Source organism: Streptomyces violaceusniger Tu 4113 (assembly GCF_000147815.2).
In the GTDB taxonomy this organism is placed as follows: domain Bacteria; phylum Actinomycetota; class Actinomycetes; order Streptomycetales; family Streptomycetaceae; genus Streptomyces; species Streptomyces violaceusniger_A.
This window is the reverse complement of record NC_015957.1, coordinates 6,988,042-7,008,384: the sequence shown is the minus strand read 5'-3', so window position 1 is coordinate 7,008,384 and position 20,343 is coordinate 6,988,042. Positions and strand designations below refer to the sequence as shown.

Annotated in this window: 17 protein-coding genes and 1 pseudogene; 13 read left to right on the top strand and 5 right to left on the bottom strand. The window is 69.9% G+C overall.

Going from position 1 to position 20,343, the window contains the following annotated elements:
- Nucleotides 1-30: 30 nt before the first annotated feature.
- Nucleotides 31-1,238 (bottom strand): annotated as a pseudogene (locus STRVI_RS28500) (serine hydrolase domain-containing protein).
- Between the two features lie 313 nt (nt 1,239-1,551).
- Here STRVI_RS28500 and STRVI_RS28495 point away from each other — a divergent pair.
- The 7 genes from STRVI_RS28495 to STRVI_RS28465 all read left to right on the top strand — a co-directional run bounded on the left by STRVI_RS28495 (nt 1,552) and on the right by STRVI_RS28465 (nt 10,300).
- Nucleotides 1,552-2,829 (top strand): glycoside hydrolase family 16 protein, encoded by a 1,278-nt coding sequence (locus STRVI_RS28495; RefSeq protein WP_014059092.1) that lies wholly within the window; start codon nt 1,552-1,554, stop codon nt 2,827-2,829.
- The gene (locus STRVI_RS28490; protein WP_014059091.1) at nt 2,826-4,214 is read left to right on the top strand and encodes a chitinase; all 1,389 of its coding nucleotides are present in this window, start codon (nt 2,826-2,828) and stop codon (nt 4,212-4,214) included. Before STRVI_RS28495 ends, STRVI_RS28490 begins: the two co-directional genes overlap by 4 nt.
- A 199-nt stretch (nt 4,215-4,413) precedes the next feature.
- The gene (locus tag STRVI_RS28485) at nt 4,414-5,469 is read left to right on the top strand and encodes a sugar ABC transporter substrate-binding protein (protein WP_435532592.1); all 1,056 of its coding nucleotides are present in this window, start codon (nt 4,414-4,416) and stop codon (nt 5,467-5,469) included.
- A gap of 52 nt (nt 5,470-5,521) precedes the next feature.
- Nucleotides 5,522-6,610 carry a mandelate racemase/muconate lactonizing enzyme family protein gene (locus STRVI_RS28480; RefSeq protein WP_014059089.1) on the top strand — a complete coding sequence of 363 codons (1,089 nt, stop codon included), beginning with the start codon at nt 5,522-5,524 and terminating at the stop codon, nt 6,608-6,610.
- Complete coding sequence (locus STRVI_RS28475) at nt 6,607-7,686, top strand: ABC transporter permease (protein ID WP_014059088.1); 1,080 nt, start codon at nt 6,607-6,609, stop codon at nt 7,684-7,686. Before STRVI_RS28480 ends, STRVI_RS28475 begins: the two co-directional genes overlap by 4 nt.
- Nucleotides 7,683-8,759 (top strand): ABC transporter permease, encoded by a 1,077-nt coding sequence (locus STRVI_RS28470; RefSeq protein ID WP_014059087.1) that lies wholly within the window; start codon nt 7,683-7,685, stop codon nt 8,757-8,759. The genes STRVI_RS28475 and STRVI_RS28470 overlap by 4 nt, the downstream gene beginning before the upstream one ends.
- Entirely contained in the window at nt 8,756-10,300 is a 1,545-nt protein-coding gene (locus STRVI_RS28465) for a sugar ABC transporter ATP-binding protein (protein WP_014059086.1), read from the top strand. Before STRVI_RS28470 ends, STRVI_RS28465 begins: the two co-directional genes overlap by 4 nt.
- Nucleotides 10,301-10,351: 51 nt before the next feature.
- Here the strand turns inward: STRVI_RS28465 and STRVI_RS28460 are convergent, their stop codons facing one another.
- Nucleotides 10,352-11,083 (bottom strand): GntR family transcriptional regulator, encoded by a 732-nt coding sequence (locus STRVI_RS28460; protein ID WP_014059085.1) that lies wholly within the window; start codon nt 11,081-11,083, stop codon nt 10,352-10,354.
- 153 nt (nt 11,084-11,236) lie between these two features.
- Between STRVI_RS28460 and STRVI_RS28455 the strand changes: the two genes are divergently transcribed.
- A complete protein-coding gene (locus STRVI_RS28455) occupies nt 11,237-11,479 on the top strand; it encodes a hypothetical protein (RefSeq protein WP_043236663.1) in 243 nt (80 codons plus the stop codon).
- A gap of 59 nt (nt 11,480-11,538) precedes the next feature.
- Here STRVI_RS28455 and STRVI_RS28450 read toward each other — a convergent pair whose 3' ends face one another.
- Nucleotides 11,539-13,416, bottom strand: coding sequence for a propionyl-CoA synthetase (locus STRVI_RS28450; protein ID WP_014059084.1), 1,878 nt, complete (start codon nt 13,414-13,416; stop codon nt 11,539-11,541).
- 336 nt (nt 13,417-13,752) lie between these two features.
- On the opposite strand from STRVI_RS28450, the gene STRVI_RS28445 reads away from it, so the two are divergent.
- The 4 genes from STRVI_RS28445 to STRVI_RS28430 all read left to right on the top strand — a co-directional run bounded on the left by STRVI_RS28445 (nt 13,753) and on the right by STRVI_RS28430 (nt 17,379).
- Nucleotides 13,753-15,096 (top strand): aminomethyltransferase family protein, encoded by a 1,344-nt coding sequence (locus STRVI_RS28445; protein ID WP_014059083.1) that lies wholly within the window; start codon nt 13,753-13,755, stop codon nt 15,094-15,096.
- A gap of 29 nt (nt 15,097-15,125) precedes the next feature.
- The gene (locus tag STRVI_RS28440) at nt 15,126-15,998 is read left to right on the top strand and encodes a methylenetetrahydrofolate reductase (protein WP_014059082.1); all 873 of its coding nucleotides are present in this window, start codon (nt 15,126-15,128) and stop codon (nt 15,996-15,998) included.
- A gap of 169 nt (nt 15,999-16,167) precedes the next feature.
- Nucleotides 16,168-17,094 carry a LacI family DNA-binding transcriptional regulator gene (locus STRVI_RS28435; protein ID WP_014059081.1) on the top strand — a complete coding sequence of 309 codons (927 nt, stop codon included), beginning with the start codon at nt 16,168-16,170 and terminating at the stop codon, nt 17,092-17,094.
- Nucleotides 17,095-17,145: 51 nt separating this feature from the next.
- Nucleotides 17,146-17,379 (top strand): hypothetical protein, encoded by a 234-nt coding sequence (locus STRVI_RS28430; RefSeq protein WP_014059080.1) that lies wholly within the window; start codon nt 17,146-17,148, stop codon nt 17,377-17,379.
- A gap of 63 nt (nt 17,380-17,442) precedes the next feature.
- Here the strand turns inward: STRVI_RS28430 and STRVI_RS28425 are convergent, their stop codons facing one another.
- The gene (locus tag STRVI_RS28425) at nt 17,443-18,366 is read right to left on the bottom strand and encodes an SDR family oxidoreductase (RefSeq protein WP_014059079.1); all 924 of its coding nucleotides are present in this window, start codon (nt 18,364-18,366) and stop codon (nt 17,443-17,445) included.
- A gap of 85 nt (nt 18,367-18,451) precedes the next feature.
- Between STRVI_RS28425 and STRVI_RS28420 the strand changes: the two genes are divergently transcribed.
- Nucleotides 18,452-19,018 (top strand): TetR/AcrR family transcriptional regulator, encoded by a 567-nt coding sequence (locus tag STRVI_RS28420; protein ID WP_014059078.1) that lies wholly within the window; start codon nt 18,452-18,454, stop codon nt 19,016-19,018.
- 65 nt (nt 19,019-19,083) lie between these two features.
- On the opposite strand, the gene STRVI_RS28415 is transcribed toward STRVI_RS28420, so the two are convergent.
- Nucleotides 19,084-20,304: a glycoside hydrolase family 88 protein gene (locus tag STRVI_RS28415; protein ID WP_014059077.1), complete on the bottom strand. Its 1,221-nt coding sequence runs from the start codon at nt 20,302-20,304 to the stop codon at nt 19,084-19,086.
- Nucleotides 20,305-20,343 lie beyond the last annotated feature (39 nt).

Genomic DNA, 20,343 nt, shown 5'->3' with positions numbered 1-20,343 from the left:
AGGTTGCGTGTCATGGCGCGGGGTCCAAACTTACCTTCCCGGCAGCGGTGGTTCGCCTGCGTCCCCGCGATGGCCCCCGGCGCACCGTGCGTGGTCGATGAGGGCGCCGGCCGCGTTCTCCTGGTCCAGGATGTGCTCCGGGGTGTCGCCGCGTGCCTCGGACATGGAGACCGCGGCGCTGCGCCTGCCGTCGTCGGTGACGCCGTTGAGGGTGATGTAGCCGCCGTCCCCGCCCTCGTGGCTCCAGTACGTTCCTCCGCAGCTCAGCGGGCGTTCGACCAGGCCGAGCCCGTATCGGCCGCCGGGCCAGAGCTGTTGGAACTCCTCGCTCACGGGGACGGTCCGCTTCATCTCGGCCAGTTGCCGCGTCGGTAGCAGGCGGCCCGCGAGCAGCGCGCGGAAGAAGTCGTTCTCGTCCCGCGTGGTCGTGACCCACGAAAGGTTCTCGTGGTCCACCGGTATCTGGTCGGTGACGTCCACCCGGGAACCGGGGCCGAAGAGCTGGTAGGCCGTGGCGTGCGGCCGGGGGAGGGTGGGCGAGGTGCCCAGCCACCGGGTCCGGTCGAGGCCGAGCGGGCGCAGGACGCGGTCTTCGATCTCCTGGTGGGCGGGGTGACCGGTGGCCTTGTTGATGACCATGTCGAGCAGGACGTAGCCGGTGTTGGAGTACGCCCAGCCCTCGCCGGGCGGGAAGTCCGGCGCGTGGGCCATGGCGCGGGCGAAGAGCTGCTCGGGGCCGTAGACGTCGTGGCGCTGCTGGTAGTACTCCTCCGGCGTGGTGTATCCGGGCAGGTCGTCGTGGATGCCGCTGGTGTGCTGGAGCAGTTGGCGGATGGTGATCCGGCTGCCGTCGTCGCCGTTGCCCCGCACCACTCGGGCAGCCAGTGGTCGACCGTGTCGTCCAGGGAGAGCCTGCCCTCGGCCTCCAGTTGGAGGACCACGGTGGCGACCAGCGTCTTTGACGTGCTGGCCATGCGCAAGTAGCCGTCGGCGGCAACGGGGCGGCCGGTGTTCAGGTCGGCGGTGCCGCTGGTGGCGACCGAATGCCGACCGTCCGGCGCGACCACGCGGGCCTGCACACCGCTGACACCGAGGGCGTGGATCGCCTCGGTGTCCTGGCGCAGCCGCTCCACAGGGGAGGGACCTGCGGGCTGGGCGACGGCGGTGGCCACCTCGGTGGCGAGCAGCGTAGCGACACCGAGGGCCAGGGCGAGATGTTTTCGCGGAGTCGGAGGCATGGCTGAACGCTGGATTCGCCCCCAGCGGGGCGCCATCCGGTGCACCCCAGGACCGGTATGGGGGGTATCCCCCGCGGGCCGTCACCAGTCGTGCGGCCGTCCTCCACGGCGGTTTCTGTCCATACATATGGTCCATACCAAGCCCTTGACAGGATTTTCCTTCACTTCTTAAATCACGTAGTGAACTAAGTACCTCTCGGATCGCTCATCGCACCCCGGTCGGCGCCGTAACCACTTGGTTCCACCTGTTGGTTTCGCATGCGCCTCACGTCTCTCCGTACCTGTCATGCACATGTTTCTGGAAGGGAGAGTCATGGACTCCCCGCGCTTACCCCGGCGACTGCTGCTCTCCGTCGTCTCGTTCCTCGCCCTCGCGTCCCTGTCCACCGGACTGGCGCAGGGTGCGCCCGCCTCCGCGGCGCAATCCGCCGCGCCACCGGCCGTGGCCGCCGAGGCCGCCGCCGTCACCTTCTCCGACGAGTTCGACGGGCCCGCGGGCTCCGCCGTCGACGGTGGCAAGTGGCAGGTCGAGACGGGCGACAACGTCAACAACCATGAGCGGCAGTACTACACGGCGGGCAACCGCAACGCCGCCCTCGACGGACAGGGTCATCTGGCCATCACCGCCCGCCGCGAGAACCCGAGCAACTACCAGTGCTGGTACGGAAGGTGTGAGTACACCTCCGCCCGGCTGAACACGGCCGGTAAGTTCACCACCACCTACGGCCGGGTGGAAGCCCGGATGAAGATTCCGCGCGGGCAGGGCATGTGGCCGGCGTTCTGGATGCTGGGCAATGACATCGGACAGGTCGGCTGGCCCAACTCGGGCGAGATCGACATCATGGAGAACGTGGGCTTCGAGCCGTCCACGGTCCACGGCACCCTCCACGGCCCCGGCTACTCGGGGTCCGGCGGCATCGGCGCCGGGTACTCCCTGCCCGGCGGCCAGGCGTTCGCCGACGCGTTCCACACCTTCGCCGTCGACTGGAGCCCCAACGCGATCACCTGGTCCGTCGACGGCACCGTGTATCAGCGGCGCACCCCCGCCGACCTCGGTGGCCGGCAATGGGCGTTCAACAAGCCCTTCTTCGTGATCCTCAACCTCGCGGTCGGCGGCTACTGGCCCGGAGACCCCAACGGCAGCACGGTCTTCCCCCAGCAACTCCTCGTCGACTACGTCCGGGTCAGCACCGACAGCGGACAGCCGGGCGGCGGCGCCATCACCGGTGTCGGCGGCAAGTGCATGGACGTGGCGGGCGCCGACAACGCCAACGGCACACCCATCCAGCTCTACGACTGCAATGGATCCGCCGCGCAGCAGTGGACCGTTGGTGGCGATGGGACGATCCGTGTGCTGGGGAAGTGCCTGGACGTGGCGTCGGGTGGCACGGCCGACGGCAGCCAGGTCCAGCTCTACGACTGCAACGGCAGCGCGGCGCAGCAATGGGCCGTTCCCGCGGCCCGCGACATCGTCAATCCGCAGGCCAACAAGTGCCTGGATGCCGCCGGTGGCAGTTCGGCCAACGGTACCCGGCTGCAGATATGGACCTGCACCGGCGCCGCCAACCAGAAGTGGACGGTGACCAGATGAATATGAGACTCCTGCGCAGACCCGCGGTGCGCGGCATCCTGGGCGCAGCGGCCGCCGCCGCCCTGCTCACCGGCCTGACCGGCATTCCCGCGAGTGGTGCCGTGGCGGCCACCGGACAGATCACCGGTGTCGGCGGCAAGTGTGTGGACGTGGCGGGTGCCAACAGCGCGAATGGCACACCCATCCAGCTCTACGACTGCAATGGATCCGCCGCGCAGCAGTGGACTGTTGGTGGCGATGGCACGATCCGTGCGCTGGGAAAGTGTCTGGACGTGGTGTCGGGTGGCACGGTGGACGGCAGTCCGGTCCAGCTCTACGACTGCAACGGCAGCGCGGCCCAGCAGTGGTCCCTCCCGGCGGCCCGCGACATCGTCAATCCGCAGGCCAACAAGTGCCTGGATGCCGCCGGTGGCAGTTCGGCCAACGGTACCCGGCTGCAGATATGGACCTGCACCGGCGCCGCCAACCAGAAGTGGACTGCGCCGGACGGTGGCAGCACTCCGCCGACCGGGCCGGGAGCCATGGCCGTGGCCCCGTACCTCTACAATGGCTGGGGCAGCCCGCCGAGCCCCACCACCGTGATGAACGCGACCGGCGTCAAGTGGTTCACGCTCGCCTTCGTGCTCAGCAACGGCTATTGCAACCCGCAGTGGGACGGTGGCCGTCCGCTCACCGGAGGCGTCGACCAGCAGACCATCAACACCGTGCGGTCCGCCGGTGGCGATGTCATCCCGTCCTTCGGCGGCTGGAGCGGCAACAAGCTGGAGAGCTCCTGCGGCAGCGCGGGCGAGCTGGCCGCCGCGTATCAGAAGGTCATCAACGCCTACGGTCTCAAGGCGATCGACATCGACATCGAGGCCGCCGCGTACGACAGCCCGACCGTCCAGCAGCGCACGGTCGACGCGCTGAAGACGGTCAAGGCCAACAACCCCGGCATCAAGGTGTACGTCACCTTCGGCACCGGCCAGAACGGCCCCGACAACAGCCTGATCAGCAAGGCCGCCGCCGCCGGTCTGACCGTGGACAGCTGGACCATCATGCCGTTCAACTTCGGGGGAGCCGGCCAGAACATGGGCCAGCTCACCCTCCGCGCCGCCGAGGGGCTCAAGAACGCGGTCAAGAGCGCCTACGGGTACACGGACGACCAGGCGTACCGGCACACCGGCATCTCCTCGATGAACGGCATCACCGACAACGGCGAGACCGTGACCGTGAACGACTTCCGCACCATCCTGGGCTACGCCCAGCAGCGGCACCTCGCGCGGCTGACCTTCTGGTCGGTCAACCGTGACCGGCCCTGCACCGGTGGCGGAGCGGACACCTGCTCGGGCGTCTCCCAGCAGCCGTGGGACTTCACCCGGGTCTTCGCCCAGTACGCCGGCTGATCCAATTCAGGACACGCGTTTCCTATAGGAATCTGCGAGACGAGATCCGGCACCCGATCCACAGGGGTGCCGGATCTCGTGTTTGTCCGGGGCCTTGACGGGGCGGCTCGACTGGCACACCATCGCGGCATCAATTTCCTATTTGATTCGTGGGGGTGCGGAGGTGGGTCTCCGGACTGGATCTGTACTGCCGGGAGTGGTGGCCGTCGCGTTGCTGGCCGCGGGTTCGGCGGCTTGCACGCTCAAGAACTCGGGTGAGCCGACGGGCGGCCAGGGCCCCGCGTCCGCGCGGGCGGGTGGCGGCTCGGCCGTGCTCGCGGACGGGTCGGCCACCAAGGTGGCGCTCGTGCCCGGCGGCGCCCACCCCTACTTCCAGCCCTGGAAGTCCGCGGGCACCGAGGCGAAGAAGACGTACCGGCTCGGGGGCGTGACGTTCGACGAGACGGCGGAGTGGGACCAGCAGAAGCAGAACAATCTGCTGTCCACGCTCGCCGCGCGCGGCTACAACGCGTTCGGCGTCTTCGGGGTCTCGCCGACCGACATCAACACCACATTCGCCGACCTGAAGTCGCAGGGCCTCGCCGTGGCCTCGCTCGGCTCCTGCCCGGCGGGCAGGAACGAGGCCGACTTCTGCCTCTCCACGGATGTCGAACTCGCCGCGTACAAGGCGGCCAAGGCCGCCATCGACGCGATGGGCGGCAAGGGCACGATCGTCCATCTGACGGGCAACAACGTGGACGCCAACACCCAGTTGCGGATCAAGGGCGTCGCCAGGGCCGTGAAGGAGTCGGGCGGCAAGGCGAAGCTGCTGCAGACCGTCACCGACATCGACAAGGACCTGCAGACCGCGCAGAAGGCGGTGTCCGACCTGCTGACGGCCAAAGGCAAGCAGATCCAGGGCATCGTCTCCACCGCCTACAACCCGGCCGTCGCCGCCGCCGACGCGGTCAGGAGCTCCGGTTCGCGGGCGAAGGTCGTCGCCATCGACGACGACGCGAAGATCCTCAGCTCCATCAAGCAGGGCACGGTCACCGCCACCGTCGTGCAGAACCCGGTGGGACAGGCGAAGGTCGGGGCGTGGGCGCTCGCGCTGCTGCAGACGAAGCAGTGCGCCATGCGCACGCCCGGTCAGTCCGTCGACTCCGGCTCGTTCGTCGTCACCAAGCAGAACGTCGCGACCTACGACCGTGCGCGGAAGGCGAAGACCGATCGGCTGAAGAAGCAGTTCGCCGACGACGTCCTCGCGTGCGGCTGATCCCCGCCGTCCCCGTACTACGGAACGCTCTACAGAAAACGGGCATCACGAGATGAGCATCATCACGACCGCCACGGCCAAGCTGGCCGACATCGCCGTGGAGACGGACCGCACCGACGCGGTGCAGTCCTTCGTCAAGCAGGAGACGGTCCTGGTCGACATCACCACGGTGGACGGCAGCACGGGGACCGGCTACGCCTACACCATCGGCACCGGCGGAACCTCCGTACTGGCCCTGCTGCGGGACCATCTGCTGCCCGCCCTCATCGGGCAGGACGCGCGCAACATCGAGGCGCTGTGGCAGCGGCTGTTCGCCCTGACCCGCGCCACCACCACCGGAGCCATCACCTCGCTCGCGCTCGCCGCCGTCGACACCGCGCTGTGGGATGTGCGCTGCAAGCGCGCGGGCGAGCCGCTGGGGCGGCTGGCCGGCGGCCACCGCCAGGACGTTCCGGTCTACGACACCGAGGGCGGCTGGCTCCATCTGACCGCGGACGACCTGGTGAAGGGGGCGCTCCAGGCCAGGAAGGCCGGGTGGGACGGCGTCAAGATCAAGGTGGGCAAGCCGCATGCCGCCGAGGACGCGGAGCGCCTGCGCGCCGTACGAGAGGCCGTCGGCCCCTCGCTGCACATCATGACGGACGCCAACCAGTCGCAGACGATGTCCTCGGCCCTCCAACTGGCGGCCGCGCTGGAGCCCTACGACCCGTACTGGATCGAGGAGCCCCTGCCGGCGGACGACATCAGCGGCCATGCCCGGCTGGCGCGTGCGACACGGATTCCCGTCGCTGTCGGCGAGTCCCTGTACTCGCCCGCGCAGTTCCGCACCTACCTCGAGACGGGCGCCGCTTCCATCGTGCAGGTCGACGCCGCCCGCATCGGCGGGATCACCCCCTGGCTCAAGGTCGCCCACACGGCGGAGAGCCACAACGTCATGGTGTGTCCGCACTTCCTGATGGAGCTGCATGTCAGCCTCGTGGCCGCGGTGCCCAACGGCAGGTTCGTCGAGTACATCCCGCAGTTGCGGGCCGTCACCCGCAGCGAGTTGACGATCCGCGACGGGCGGGCCCTGGCGCCGGATGTTCCGGGGATCGGCATCGACTGGGACATGGACGCCATCGACGACCGGAGGGTGTCATGACAACGCCCGTCCTCCCGCCGGGCACCGACACCGGCCCCGCCGGGGCCACGCCGCCGCGTCCGGTGCACCGGCTGCCGTTCTGGGTCAACCAGCGGCTCGGCCTGCTGGTGCTCGTCATCGGCCTCAGCGCCCTGTTCGGCGTGGCGCAGCCGGCGTTCCTCGATGAACGGCTCGTGCTGTTCCCGCTGGTGCGGGACGTCTCGACGCTGACAGTGGTGGCGCTCGCCCAGATGGTCGTCCTCTCGGTGGGGCATATGAACCTGGCCGTCGGGCGGATGGCCGCCTTCGGAGCCCTGTTCGCGGGATTCGGCTACGACCGGCTGGACCTGCCCCTGCCACTGGGCCTGCTGCTGTGCCTGCTGGCCGGGGCCGCCATCGGCGCGCTGACCGGCTGGATCATCACCCGTACCGGGGTCAGTTCCTTCGTGGTGACCCTGGCGATGGACTTCGCGCTGCTGGGACTCGTCTCCCTGCTCTACTCGGCCCTGACCGAGAACGCCGCCTTCACCAGCAAGCCGTCCGGGCTCGCGGAACTGCGCTCGTACTCGCTGGCCGACATCTGCGTCGGGCCCGTGTGCGGATCCCCGGTCATCCCGCAGTTGGCGCAGTTCACCGTCCTGGCACTGGCCGGCCTCGGTTTCCTGTACGCCCGCACCCGCATCGGCCGGGAGCTGCTGCTCACCGGGGCGAACCCCGCGGCGGCCGAGCTGTCCGGCATTCCCACCGGCCGCCGCCTCATCCTGGCGCACACGCTCTCGGGGCTGCTCGCCGCGCTCGCCGGATTCATGGCCGCCGTCGGCACCGGAACGTTCCGCGCCTCCATCGGGGATGACTTCATGCTGCCCTCCTTCCTCGGCTCGGTGCTCGGCGGCACCCTGCTCACCGGCGGCGTCGTCTCCGTACTGGGCGCTCTGCTGGGCACGTCCCTGGTCGGCGTCATCCGCAAAGGGCTCGATCTGCTCGGTGTCGGTCTCGAAAGCCTGAACATCTACCTCGGCTGCGTACTCCTGCTGGCCCTCTCGGCCGACCGGGTGCGCACCGTGGTGGCCCATCGCAAGGTGGTGCGCTCCACATGAACACGATCCACGATCGGCGAGAGCGGGGCGCCGCGGTCCTGCGCCGCTTCTCCCGCTCCACGACGATGACCCTGCTGTGCGTGGTGCTCGCCGGCTACCTCGCCCTGGGCGTGGCCTCCTCCGGCTCGTTCCTCGAGGGCCCATCGATACGGACCTTCCTGCGGTATCTGGCCACCCCTGTCCTCATCGGGCTGGCCCAGATGGTGGCGCTGTGCGTCGGACAGCTCAACCTCGCGGTCGGCGCGCTCGGTGGCTTCACCGCCTGCCTGATGGGCGTCCTCATGGCGGACCAGGGCGTGCCCGCCGGGGTCGCGGTGGCGGCCGGTGTGCTGGCGGCGACAGCCATCGGGCTGGTGACGGGCCTGTGCATCGTGGCGACGAAGATCAACGGCTTTATCGTCACACTCGGGACGATGACGATCCTCCAGGGGGCGCAGTACTGGCTGGTGGGCACGCGCACCGTCGACGGATACTCCGCGGGCCTGAAGGAGCTCGGCAGGGCGGCCCCGCTGAACGTCCCGCTGGTGTTCCTCACCGCTCTGGCCGCCGCGGCCCTGCTCGCCGCCTTCCTGTACCGCGGCACCGCCGGCCGGCGGCTCCTGGCGGCGGGCGGCAACCCGCTGGCGGCCAGGCTGTCGGGCATCTCCACGGACCGGCAGATCGTGCTCGCCCACACCCTGTCCGGACTCTTGATCGGCGTGGCAGCCCTGACCGCGACGGCGTCGCTGCCCGGAGTCAACCGCAGTGTCGGCGGCGACTGGTTGCTGCCCAGCTTCGCGGCACCCATCATCGGCGGCGTGGCGCTCACCGGAGGGTCGGTCGCCGTGCTCGGCACGGTGCTCGCGGCCTTCGTGATGCGGCTCATCGACGCCGCACGCGCGCAGTTCTCGCTCGACCCGAGCTGGGTGAACTTCCTCATCGGCGTGGTCGTGCTCGGCACGGTGGTCGGCGGCCGTATCCACCAGACCCACCTGGAAAAGCGGGGCGGTTCGCGCGGCAGCGTACCGCCCGCACCACCGCCGAGTGACGCGCGACCGACCGCCGTCCTGCCGCACACGGGAGGTTCCGGATGAGCAACGTCCTTCTCGAATGCCACGCCATCGTCAAGGTCTTTCCCGGCGTACGGGCCCTGGACGGCGTCGGACTGCGGCTGACCGAGGGGTCCATCCACGCGCTGCTCGGCGAGAACGGCGCGGGAAAGTCCACCCTCATCAAGGTCCTGACCGGGGTGCACACGCCCAACGGCGGCCGCCTGACCTGGTGCGGCGGCGAGGTCCACCTGCGCTCACCACAGGAGGCCACCCGTACCGGTATCGGCGTGGTGCACCAGGAGCGCAATCTGATTCCGGGCTTCTCGGTGGCCGAGAACATCACGTTGCAGAGCCCTCCCTCGCACCGCGGTCTGATCGACCGCGCGGCGATGACCGCGCCCGCTCTGAGGTGCCTCGGTGAGCTGGGTCTGGACCTCGACCCGGACCAGCCGGTCCGTGAACTGTCCGTGGCACAACAGCAGTTGGTGGAGATCGCGAAGGCCCTGTACACCGAGAGCCGGGTGCTGCTCCTGGACGAGCCGACCGCTTCCCTCTCCCCGCAGGAGGCGGAGCGCCTGTTCGAGGTCGTCCGGCGGCTGAAGGCCCGGGGGACGTGTGTCGTCTTCGTCAGTCACAAACTGGAGGAAGTGTTCGCCATCTGCGACACCGTCACCGTGCTGCGTGACGGCAGGTCCGTGCTCGAGTCCTCGCCGCTCGCCGACCACACCCACGACGATGTGGTCGGTCTCATGGTCGGCCGTGCCCACTCGGCCACCGAGATGCGTCCGCGGGAGGTGGACACGTCCGCGGCGCCGGTGCTCTCGTTCGACGATGTCTCCACCGCCGCCGGGCACCGGGACATCAGCCTGGACGTCCGGCCCGGGGAGATCGTCGGTCTGTACGGCCTGGTCGGCGCGGGGCGCAGCGAACTGGTCAAGGCCATGCTCGGCCTCGACCGCGTCACCGGCGGGGAGATCCGGGTGCACGGCGAGCCGGTGCGCATCACCTCTCCCCGGCAGGCCCTGCACCGCTTCGGCATCGGCTATCTCACCGAGAACCGTAAGGAGGAAGGGGTGTTCCTGGAGCAGCCCATCGCCCGGAACATCACGGTGACGGTATGGAAGAGGCTGGCGAAGGCGTTCGGCTTCGTCTCCGCGCGCGAGGAGCAGGCCGTGGCCCACGACCTCGTCGAACGTCTCGGCATCCGCATCTCCGGGCTGGGGCAGAACGCCGGTGAGCTGTCCGGTGGCAACCAGCAGAAGGTGAGCCTGGCGAAGTGGCTGGCGGCCGACACACGGCTGCTCATCGTCGACGAGCCGACCGTCGGTGTCGATGTGCGCACCAAGCACGCCTTCCACGAACTCATCTGGGAGCTGGCCCGCGATGGCCTGCCCATCCTGCTGATCAGCAGCGACCTCGCGGAGATGATCACGCTCGCGGACCGGGTGGCCGTGATGGCCGACCACCGGATCCGCGGTGAGGTGGACAACGACCGCGACTACGAGCGGATGAGCGGCCGGATCATCCGCATCATCCACGACCGCGCGACCCCGGCCGTGCGCCCGCGAGCGGTGGAGGCATGACCGGGCCGGGCTGACCCCGCCCCGGCCGCGCCGATACAGGACGCCGCGCGGTCAGGACTCCTTGTCCTGGCTGAGCTGGCGCCGGAGGCTGCGGGCGAGGTGCTCGGCCATTGCCTCGGCCGCGCGGTCGGGGTTGCGGCGCAGTATCGCGTGCAGCACGCGCTGGTGCTCGGCGAGGGTCGGGTCCTCGGCGTCGAGCACGCTGCTGAGCCTGAAGATGTGCAGATGGGAATGGAGCCGCTCCACCGCGTCCGCGAGCAGCGGCCGCCCGGACGCCTGCGCGATCGCGTCGTGGAAGCGCTGGTCGAGGGCGGCGAAGTCGCGGTAGGCCGCATAGCGCCCGGCGGTCCCCGAATGGGACTGCATCTCCTCCGCGATCCGCTCGATGCCGTCGAGCTGAGCCTCACTGGCGTTGCCCGCGGCGAGCGCCGCCGCCCTCGGCTCCAGCAACTGCCGCATCTCGAAGAGCTCCTCGAGCCCCTGGCGGGTCAGCAGCTCGGTGGTGCGGTACCCCGAGAGCGGTCTCTTCACCACCAGGCCGTCGGACTCCAGCCTGGCCAGCGCCTCCCGGATGGGGGTCGGTGAGACGCTCAGGGCGCGGGCCAGGGCCTCGATGCTGACACGCGCGCCGGGAGTGATCTCATGGTCCATGACCATGGCCTTGATGTTCTCGTAGACGCTGTCCGACAGGGCCTGACGGGCGGGGGACAGATCCCGGCCGTGCCCTTCGCGCGGTGCCCCGAGCGCGGAGGTGTCGTGCGCGGAGGTGTCGTGCGGTGGCATCCGGCCTCCTGGTGCTGTTCGGGGCTTGTCGGGGCAGCAACAGTTTACCCAGGTGAGGGACGCGGTTCAGGGGTGAGCCGGGTCCGCCCCACCCTGTGCTGAGCTGCGGCGAAGTGGAACCCGATATAGTCGTTATGGGTCATATTCACCTGCTTGGGGGAAGTCGGGAAAAGGAACCTCGTCCGATTTCCACTACGAGCGCGATGGCTCCTGGACTACGAGCGCGATGGCTCCTGGAAGGACGAGGACCTGCTGGTCCAGGCCGAGTACGAGATCCGGGTCACCGACCGCAAGTGGCTGGAGCCGCTGAGCGTGGACGACGGCTGGGGGTCGGCGGCCTTTCCGCTCAACGGCGACAGGGCGGCGGGAGCCGGTGAACCCGCGCCCGGTCAGTGATCGACCGCGCGCCCCGGCGGCGGTCCACCACCGACCCAGATGCTGTCGGCGAGGGACGCTCACTCAGGGCGCAGCACCGGCCGCAGCGTGTCCAGCACCGACGGGTCCTCGATCGTCGACGGCACCGGCTCGTCGCGGCCGTCGGCGATTCCGCGCATCGTCTTGCGCAGGATCTTTCCCGACCGGGTCTTGGGCAGCGCCTCCACGACCGAGACGGCCCGGAACGCGGCCACCGGGCCGATCTCCCGGCGTACCGCCGCGATCAGCTCCTCGCGGAGGTCTTCGTCGCTGATCTCGGCGCCCGCCTTGAGCACCACGAAACCCCGGGGCAACTGGCCCTTGAGCTTGTCGCGCACCCCGATCACCGCACACTCGGCCACTGCCGGGTGCGCCGCGAGCACCGCTTCCATCGCACCGGTGGACAATCGGTGCCCCGCGACGTTGATCACGTCGTCGGTGCGGCCCATGACGAACAGATAGCCGTCCGCGTCGCGGTACCCGGAGTCACCGGTCAGGTAGTAGCCGTCGTACTGGGACAGATACGCCTCGATGAACCGCTGGTCGTCACCCCACAGCGTGGGAAGCGCGCCGGGAGGCAGCGGAAGCCGGATCGCGATCACGCCCTCCTGGCCCGCGGGCAGTTCGGTACCGCCCGGGTCCAGGACGCGCACATCCCAGCCGGGAACCGGGACCGTGGCCGACCCGGGCTTGACCGGCATCGGCTCCAGCCCGTGGAGGTTCGCCGCGATCGGCCAGCCGGTCTCGGTCTGCCACCAATGGTCGATGACCGGTGTGCCGAGGTGCCGGTGCGCCCAGCGGTAGGTCTCGGGGTCGAGCCGCTCCCCGGCCAGGAAGAGGGTGCGGAACGCCGACAGGTCGTACTTCTTCAGCTCGGCGGCCTCCGAGTCGAGCCTTTTGATCGCCCGCAACGCCGTAGGAGCGGTGAACAGCGCCTTCACCCCGTGGTCGCTGATCACCCGCCAGAACGCGCCGGCATCCGGGGTGCCCACCGGCTTGCCCTCGTACAGCACGGTGGTCGCACCGATCAGCAGCGGCGCGTAGACGATGTAGGAGTGACCGACCACCCAGCCGACGTCGGACGCGGTCCACCAGACGTCGCCCGGCCCGATGTCGTAGATCGCAGCCATCGACCACGCCAGCGCCACCGCATGGCCGCCGTTGTCGCGGACGACGCCCTTCGGCCTGCCGGTGGTACCGGAGGTGTACAGCACATACAGCGGGTCGGTCGCCGCCACCGTGACCGGGCCGACCGGCTCGGCGCGGGCGACGAGATCCGCCCAGTCCACGTAACGCCCGCCGAGCTCCGCTCGCGCCCGGTCGCGCTGCAGGATGACGACCTTGTCCGGCTGATGGGCGGTCAGACCGAGCGCCGCCTCGACGATCGGCTGATACTCCACGACCCGCGTCGGCTCGATCCCGCAGGACGCCGCGACGATCACGGCCGGTTCGGCGTCCTCGATCCGGGCGGCCAACTCCTTGGGCGCGAAGCCGCCGAAGACCACCGAGTGCACCGCCCCGATCCTGGCGCAGGCCAGCATGGCGATGACCGCCTCGGGCACCATCGGCATGTAGACGATGACCCGGTCGCCCTTGCCCACCCCCAGCGAGCGCAGCGCCCCGGCGAAGAGCGCGACCTCGTCACGGAGCTCGGCGTAGCTGAAGCGCCGGACCGCACCGGTCACCGGGGAGTCGTAGATCAGCGCGGTCCGGTCGCCGTGGCCGTTCTCGATGTGCCGGTCCAACGCGTTGTAGGAGGTGTTGAGTTCACCGTCGGGGAACCACCGCAGGAGCGGCGCACGGGAGTCGTCCAGGGCCTGGGTCGGCGGCCGGATCCAGTCGATCGCCGCCGCCGCGTCCAGCCAGAACCCTTCGACGTCCTCGAGGCTGCGGTGGTAAGTCTCGTCGTACGCGCCCATCAGCGCTCCTTGCATTGCTCGGCCTTGGAAAACTGTGAGCAGTGTGGCCCATCGGCCGGACGGCGGCCAGCCCCGTCAGGGTGGTGCCTTTCACGTCGGCACGACGTCCGCGCGCGTCCCGACGCGGTACCCAAGGCGGCCGCCCATGTCGAGATACGTGAGCGCGCGTAAAGGAATCCGTGATCAGAACTCGTGCGGGACGGGGCGTTTTTGCTAGCTTTCGCTAGATCGATTTAGCGAGCCGAGTCGCCGGAGTCTGTGCGGTGGCCTACCTCTGCCGTTCACTAAAACGATTTAGCTCAACGAAGCGGGCAGCGACGAGAAGAAGGAGCCGTGATGGCAACCCCCTCCCTCCAGGACGGCATCGACAAGGCCGGCTCGCCGATCAGGCTGTTGTGGCAGCCGGATGCCGAGCCGTGGACCCCCGAGGTCGTCGAGCGCGAATACGCGGGCTGGCGTCAGGAGCAGGCCGCGTGGCACGAGGGCGTGGCCCTGCTCAACCTCTCGCATCACATGTCCGACATGTGGATCGAGGGCCCGGACGCCACCAGGGTGCTGGCCGACCACGGAGCCAACAACTTCGAGAAGTTCGCCATCGGACAGGCCAAGCAGTACGTGCCGGTCACCGGGGCCGGCCACCTCGTCACCGATGGGATCCTCGCCCGGGAGGCCGAGAACACGTACGTGCTCAGCGGGGTCCCGGCCGCGCAGCACTGGGTGCGGTACCACGCGGAGAAGGGCGGCTACGACGTCGGCTTTGTCACCGACCCCTCCTCCGCCTTCCGGCCCGGCGGCGGTGATCCGAAGCTGTTCCGCTACCAGATCCAGGGCCCGCTGGCGGCGGAACTGGTCGAGCGGGTTTTCGGCGGGCCGCTGCCGGAGACCAAGTTCTTCCACTCCACCGCGGTCACTCTGGCCGGGCGTCCCCTGCGCGCCCTGCGCCACGGCATGGCCGGTCAGGCCGGCTTCGAGTTCATCGGCCCCTGGGGCCACGCCGCGTATGTGCACGAAGCGTTCCTGGCGGCGGGTGAGCCGCTCGGCCTGATCCAGGTCGGGGCGCTGGCGTACACCACGCCGAGCGTGGAGAGCGGCTGGATCCCCTCGCCCGTGCCCGGCATCTACACCGACCCGGACCTGCTGGAATACCGAACGTACCTGCCCCTGTTCGGCATCGAGGGCAAGCGCCCGCTGAACGGCAGCTTCTTCTCGGAGGACATCGAGGACTACTACGTCTCCCCGTACGAGCTGGGCTACGGGAAGATGATCTCCTTCAACCACGACTTCCTGGGCCGGGACGCCCTGGAGAAGGCCAAGGGCGAGGTGCGCCGCACCAAGGCCACCCTCGTCCTCGACGCCGACGACGTGCGCACGGTCATGGGCGAGGGCCAGGACCCCGGCTTCGTGCTCACCTACGCCCGCCACCGCGTGGAGAACGCCGCCGGTCTGGTCGGTGTGACGATGCAGAGCGCGTCGATCGACCCCGTGGGCACCGTGCTGGCGCAAACCCTGATCGACGCCGAACACGCCGCACCGGGCACCGAGGTGACGGTGGTCTGGGGGGAGCACCCCGGTCCCGGCACCGACCCCGAGGCCGACCTCGGCTTCCCCCGCATCCGCGCCACCGTCCAGCCGTCCCCGTTCAACGAGCACGCGCGCGCCCTCTACCGCCGTGATCGCTGACGCCGGTTCAGAAAGCGAGACACCCGACGATGAATCCCCCGAGCTCGGTACGAACAGCGGTCGGTACCTCGCTGCTTGAGGACTTCTCCCTGGAGATGACCGGGAAGGACGTCCCCGAACTGGAGGAAGCCCGCGACACCATCCCCCAGGGAACCCGGATCAACATCACCTTTCTCGGCAACGAGGACCTGCGGATGCGGCTGGACGCTGCCCGGGAGGTCAAGCGGCTCGGCTTCGTTCCCGTACCGCACATATCCGCCCGCCGCCTGGGGTCACGCGACGACTTCGAGCGGTTTCTGGCCGGTCTGCACGCCGACGGCACATCCGACAACGTGTTCGTCGTCGGCGGTGACCCGGCCCGCCCCGAGGGCCCCTATGCTGATTCCCTGTCCCTGATCGGCACGGGGCTGCTGCAGGAGTACGGCGTTCGCCACGTCGGTATCAGCGGGTACCCGGAAGGGCACCCCGCGATCGACGCCGATGCGCTGTGGTCCGCGCTGCGGGACAAACACGCGGCCCTCGCCGACCAGCCGCTGGAGGGCTGCATCATCACGCAGTTCGGGTTCGCCGTGGACCCGGTGCTGGCCTGGGTGGAAGAGGTCCGCCGCCGCGGCATCGACCTTCCGATCAGGATCGGGGTGCCCGGGCCCGCCGGAGTGCGTCGGCTCCTGTCGTACGCGGCCCGTTTCGGCGTCGGCACCAGCGCCTCCGTGGTGAGGAAATACGGGTTCTCCCTGACCAACCTCATGGGTACGGCAGGGCCGGATCGCTTCCTGCGCGACCTCACCGCGGCCCACGACCCCGGCCACCACGGCGAGTTGAAGATTCACTTCTATACGTTCGGCGGGCTCGGGGCCACCTCCGACTGGGCCGCCCGTATCCGGAAGGAAAGCCCGGCATGATCCTCACGCACGACGCCCCGGCCGGGTCATCGGCGACGGCAACCACACCATCGTCCTCGCGTAGGCCGGCCCCACCGCTCAATCGTCCCAGAGCTCGGCTCACACCGCTTTCGGTGAGGCCGCTGGTCGGGCGGGCGCGCCCGGTCCGATGGAGAAGGAGTGTGCCGACATGGGGCGTTCCGGTCGGGTGACGTTGAGCGACGTGGCCAAAGCGGCCGACGTGTCGCAGGCGACGGTGAGCTTCGTACTGAACGACGACCCGCGGCAGACGATCTCCGTGGCGACCCGGGAACGGGTCCTGGAAGCCGCCCACGAGTTGGGGTACGTCCCGCACGGGATCGCCCGCGCGTTGCGCGAGGGTTCTTCGCGCATCGTCGTGCTCAACGTCGACCAGGGCCTGGAGGGCAACTTCTCCCGGAGCTACGTCCGGGGCCTGGACGAGGAGCTGGCCGAGCATGACCACGTTCTTCTTGTCCGGCACGGGCACGGGGCGCCCGAGGCCACGCGGAAGGTCCTCGACGCCATCGTGCCGCGCGCGGTCCTCCGGCTGGGCGAGGTCTACATGCAGGCAGACGTGCCCATCGAAGAGGACTGGGAGAGCGGGTTCGCCGCCAATGCCGCCCTGCAGATCGACTACCTGGCCGAACGCGGGCACACCCACGTCGCCATGGCCATGCCGGACCACGACTTCCCGCTGACCGAGGCCCGCCTCGGATTCGCCCGGGAGGTCGCCCGGCGACTGGACCTTCCGCCCCTGGAGCGCTTCGTCGTCGCGCGGCCACGGGAGGCCGGCGCTGCCGCCGTCGAGGCGTTACTGGCGGAGCATCCGGACGTCACCGCTCTGGCCGCCTTCGACGACGACATCGCGCTGCGCAGCCTCACGGCCCTGCGCGACATCGGGCGGCGCGTGCCCGAGGACGTGGCCGTGATCGGCTTCGACGAGACCGAGTACGGCGCTCTGTCGACGCCCGCGCTCACCACCGTCCACATCGATGCCGAGGTCCTCGGGCGGCTCGCCGCCCGAGGCGCCCTCGGCATCGACACAGCGGGACTGGCTCCGGTGCCCGGACGGATCGTGGTCCGCGCGTCGGCGTGACGGCCGAGCAGCCGATACAGATGATTTCCCCTGCTCCGCACCCTCAGGCCGGTGCGTTTCCCGCACCTGGAGACCTCCGAGGGCACCGGCCGGGTGCTGGCCGCCTACGGCGCGAGCTTCACCGACGCGCCGCACACCTGCGCCCTCGTCGGTGGCATCGGCCTGCTGGTGGCCGCCGTTGTCGCCCTCGCCCTGATCGGTGTTCGTGCCCGGCCGGGGTACGGCGCCAGTGGGGCGGCCACGGTGAAACACTCCACCGGGGCGGCGGCCGGTGACGTGAGCTGAGACGCGCGGGGCGCGACTGGGGCGCAGTGCCGGCTTCGCCGCAGGTGGCGTCTTGGCCCTTCGTCAGGCGGTGGCGGCGGGGGTGTGGAAGTAGTGGCCCTTGTCGAGGTCTTCGAGGAGGCCGGGGCGGGTCGGCTGCCAGTCGAGCAGTTCGCGAGTCAGGGTGTTCGACGCCGGGGAGTCCATGCCCAGGAAGGCGCCCAGCCAGGTGAAGTGCTCGGCCGCGGCCTCGGGCGCCACGGAGGTGACCGGGACGTCGAGATGGCGGCCGATCACCTCGGCGATGTCCCGGATGGTGACGCTCTCCTCCGCGGTGCCGTGCAGCACCGATCCCGCCGGGGCCTTCTCGACCGCAAGGCGGAACAGCCGTGCGGCGTCGAGCCGGTGGACGGCCGGCCAGCGGTGGGCGCCGTCGTCGATATAGCCGGAGACGCCCTTGGCCCGGGCAGTGGCGACCAGAATCGCCATGAAGCCCTGGTCTCCTTCACCGTGACAGGTCGGGGCGAGCCGTACCACGGAGGAGCGCACGCCGCGTGGGGCGAGGGCGAGCACCGCCTGGGCGGTGGCCGATCGGATCGAGGTCGGCGAACCGTCGATCGTGGGGATGGTCCGCTCGGTCGCCACCCGTCCGGGCGCGAGCCCTGCCAGGCCGCCGGCGAGGACGAAGGGGCGGTCGGTGCCGGCCAGCGCGTCGCCGAAGGTGTCGACGGCGCGGCGATCGGCCTCGGCGGCGCCCTGGAAGTCGCCGGTGAAGGCGATGTCGTGCTTGAAGGCGAGGTGGATCACCCCGTCCGAGGCGATGGCCGCGTCCCGCAGGACGTCGAGGTCGTCGACGGTGCCGCGGACGACCTCCGCCCCGGCCGTGGTGAGCGCGGCGGCGGAGGTGTCGGAGCGGGCGAGGCCGAGGACCTGGTGTCCCGCGTCGAGGAGATCGGGGACGAGAGCGGAGCCGAGCCAGCCGGACGCGCCGGTCACAAAGATGCGCATGGGAAACCTCAGACCGTGTCGATGTCAGTTACTGTCATCGACACTACAGCTGATGACACGGACTGTCATCGCGTAAGATCCGCGTATGGGTAGGTGGCAGCCGGACGCGCGGGGACGCATGGCGAAGGCGGCGCTGGAGCTGTACAGCGAGCGCGGCTACGAGCAGACCACCGTGGCGGAGATCGCCAGACGGGCGGGGCTCACGGAGCGGACCTTCTTCCGGCACTACGCGGACAAGCGCGAGGTGCTGTTCGCCGGCTCCGGTGAGCTGGAGGAACGGTTCGTGCGGGCGGTCGCCGAAGCCCCGGAGCCAGCGGCGCCGATCGACGCGCTGGGGGTGGGTCTGGACGCGGTCTCCGAGCTGTTCGAAGACCGCCGCGAGTTCGCGCGCAAGCGCCAGGCAGTGATCACGGCGAACGCGGAACTCCTGGAGCGCGAGCTGATCAAACTCGCCTCGCTGTCGGCCGCGCTCGCCGACACCCTGCGCCGACGCGGCGTCGCCGAGCCGGCCGCGAGCCTGGCCGCGGAGGCGGGGCTCGCCGTCTTCAAGGTCGGCTTCGAGCGCTGGGTCCTGGGGTCCGAGGAACGCGGGATGTCACAGGTGATGCGCGAATCGCTGGACGAGCTCAAGGCCGTGACCGCGGGCGCCTGAACGGCGCACCGGCGGCCCCGGCGGATTGGAGAGCGAGCGATGAGGTGGTCGGCGAGGGGGCGGGGTCAGACCGTGGACAGGTCGATGGCCCGGTCGATGTCGTCGGGCCGCAGCACCCGCAGGATGCCTTCGAGCAGGTAGTAGTCGGCGTACGGGAGCGAGATCTCGATGCCGTCCTCGCTCGGCCGATTGCGGGTGCAGCGCGCCACGACCGCATCCGCGCGGGTCGACTTCCTGGTCAGACAGGTCTCCGACAGCGCGGTGAGCAGCTTCAGCGCCTCCTCGCGGTAGCGCGGTTCGCCGGTTGCCCGCGACAGGTCGAGCAGGCCGCAGGCCATGACCGCCCCCGCGGAGGCGTCCTTGATGTCGTGGGGCGCTTGCGGCGCGAGATAGTCCCACACCGGCACGTGGTCCGGGCTCAGCGCGCCCAGGGCGAAGTCGGCGAGTTTCCGTGCGGTGGTGAGGAATTCCCGCTGGCCGGTCCGGCGGTAGATCGTGGTGAATCCGTAGATCCCCCATGCCTGCCCGCGTGACCAGCAGGAGGACGGGCTGTAGCCCTGTACGGTGCCCGGGCCGAGGGGAGCGCCGGAGGCCGGGTCGAAGTCGTAGACATGCAGGGTCGACCCGTCCGGGCGGGGGAAGTTCCGCTGGGTGGTTCTCGCGTGCTCGACGGCGATGTCGAGGTACTTGCCGTCCCCGGTCTGGCTGCTCGCGAAGGCCAGCAGATCGAGGTTCATCATCGTGTCCATGATGACCCGGCCCGCGTTCGCCGGATCGTTCAGCGCTCCCCAGGCCCGGATGAAACGGCCCTGCGGGTTGTACCGCCGGATCAGCGAGGAGGCCGCCCGGATCGCGCCCGCCCGCCACGTGTCGTCGCCGGTGAGCCGCCACGCGGTGACCCACGAGGGGGAGAAGAGGAATCCGAGGTCGTGGGTGCCGGTGTCGTTCTGGCGCGGGGCGAGCTTCTCCGCGGAGGCGAGGGCCAGGGTGCGGAACCGCTCCTCGCCGCTGTGGAGCCAGGCCATCCACAGGGTGCCGGGCCAGAACCCGCCGACCCAGTCGCCGTTTTGGGAGTACGTCCACTTCTCGAACTTCGTGCCGACCGGAAAGCCACTCACCCCCGGTGCGACCGCGCGCAGTTTGGCCACCGCGTAGTCCGCCGCCGCGTCGAGCGTGGCGGCATGGCCGGGAGCCTTCCGCGCGGCCTGCGCCGGGGGAGCGATCGAGGTGGCCGCCACCGCCGTACCGGCCGCGGTGGTCAGCAGGGCTCGCCGGGAAACGCTCATCAGTGCCCTTTCACGAAGGGGAATCCGACAACGACATGC

Coding starts and splice junctions, on each gene's coding strand:
- STRVI_RS28445 (WP_014059083.1), top strand. CDS start 13,753: ATGGCAACCCCCTCCCTCCAGGACGGCATCGACAAGGCCGGCTCGCCG.
- STRVI_RS28440 (WP_014059082.1), top strand. CDS start 15,126: ATGAATCCCCCGAGCTCGGTACGAACAGCGGTCGGTACCTCGCTGCTT.
- STRVI_RS28415 (WP_014059077.1), bottom strand. CDS start 20,304: ATGAGCGTTTCCCGGCGAGCCCTGCTGACCACCGCGGCCGGTACGGCG.
- STRVI_RS28425 (WP_014059079.1), bottom strand. CDS start 18,366: ATGCGCATCTTTGTGACCGGCGCGTCCGGCTGGCTCGGCTCCGCTCTC.
- STRVI_RS28475 (WP_014059088.1), top strand. CDS start 6,607: ATGACAACGCCCGTCCTCCCGCCGGGCACCGACACCGGCCCCGCCGGG.
- STRVI_RS28490 (WP_014059091.1), top strand. CDS start 2,826: ATGAATATGAGACTCCTGCGCAGACCCGCGGTGCGCGGCATCCTGGGC.
- STRVI_RS28495 (WP_014059092.1), top strand. CDS start 1,552: ATGGACTCCCCGCGCTTACCCCGGCGACTGCTGCTCTCCGTCGTCTCG.
- STRVI_RS28470 (WP_014059087.1), top strand. CDS start 7,683: ATGAACACGATCCACGATCGGCGAGAGCGGGGCGCCGCGGTCCTGCGC.
- STRVI_RS28480 (WP_014059089.1), top strand. CDS start 5,522: ATGAGCATCATCACGACCGCCACGGCCAAGCTGGCCGACATCGCCGTG.
- STRVI_RS28465 (WP_014059086.1), top strand. CDS start 8,756: ATGAGCAACGTCCTTCTCGAATGCCACGCCATCGTCAAGGTCTTTCCC.
- STRVI_RS28435 (WP_014059081.1), top strand. CDS start 16,168: ATGGGGCGTTCCGGTCGGGTGACGTTGAGCGACGTGGCCAAAGCGGCC.
- STRVI_RS28420 (WP_014059078.1), top strand. CDS start 18,452: ATGGGTAGGTGGCAGCCGGACGCGCGGGGACGCATGGCGAAGGCGGCG.
- STRVI_RS28450 (WP_014059084.1), bottom strand. CDS start 13,416: ATGGGCGCGTACGACGAGACTTACCACCGCAGCCTCGAGGACGTCGAA.
- STRVI_RS28460 (WP_014059085.1), bottom strand. CDS start 11,083: ATGCCACCGCACGACACCTCCGCGCACGACACCTCCGCGCTCGGGGCA.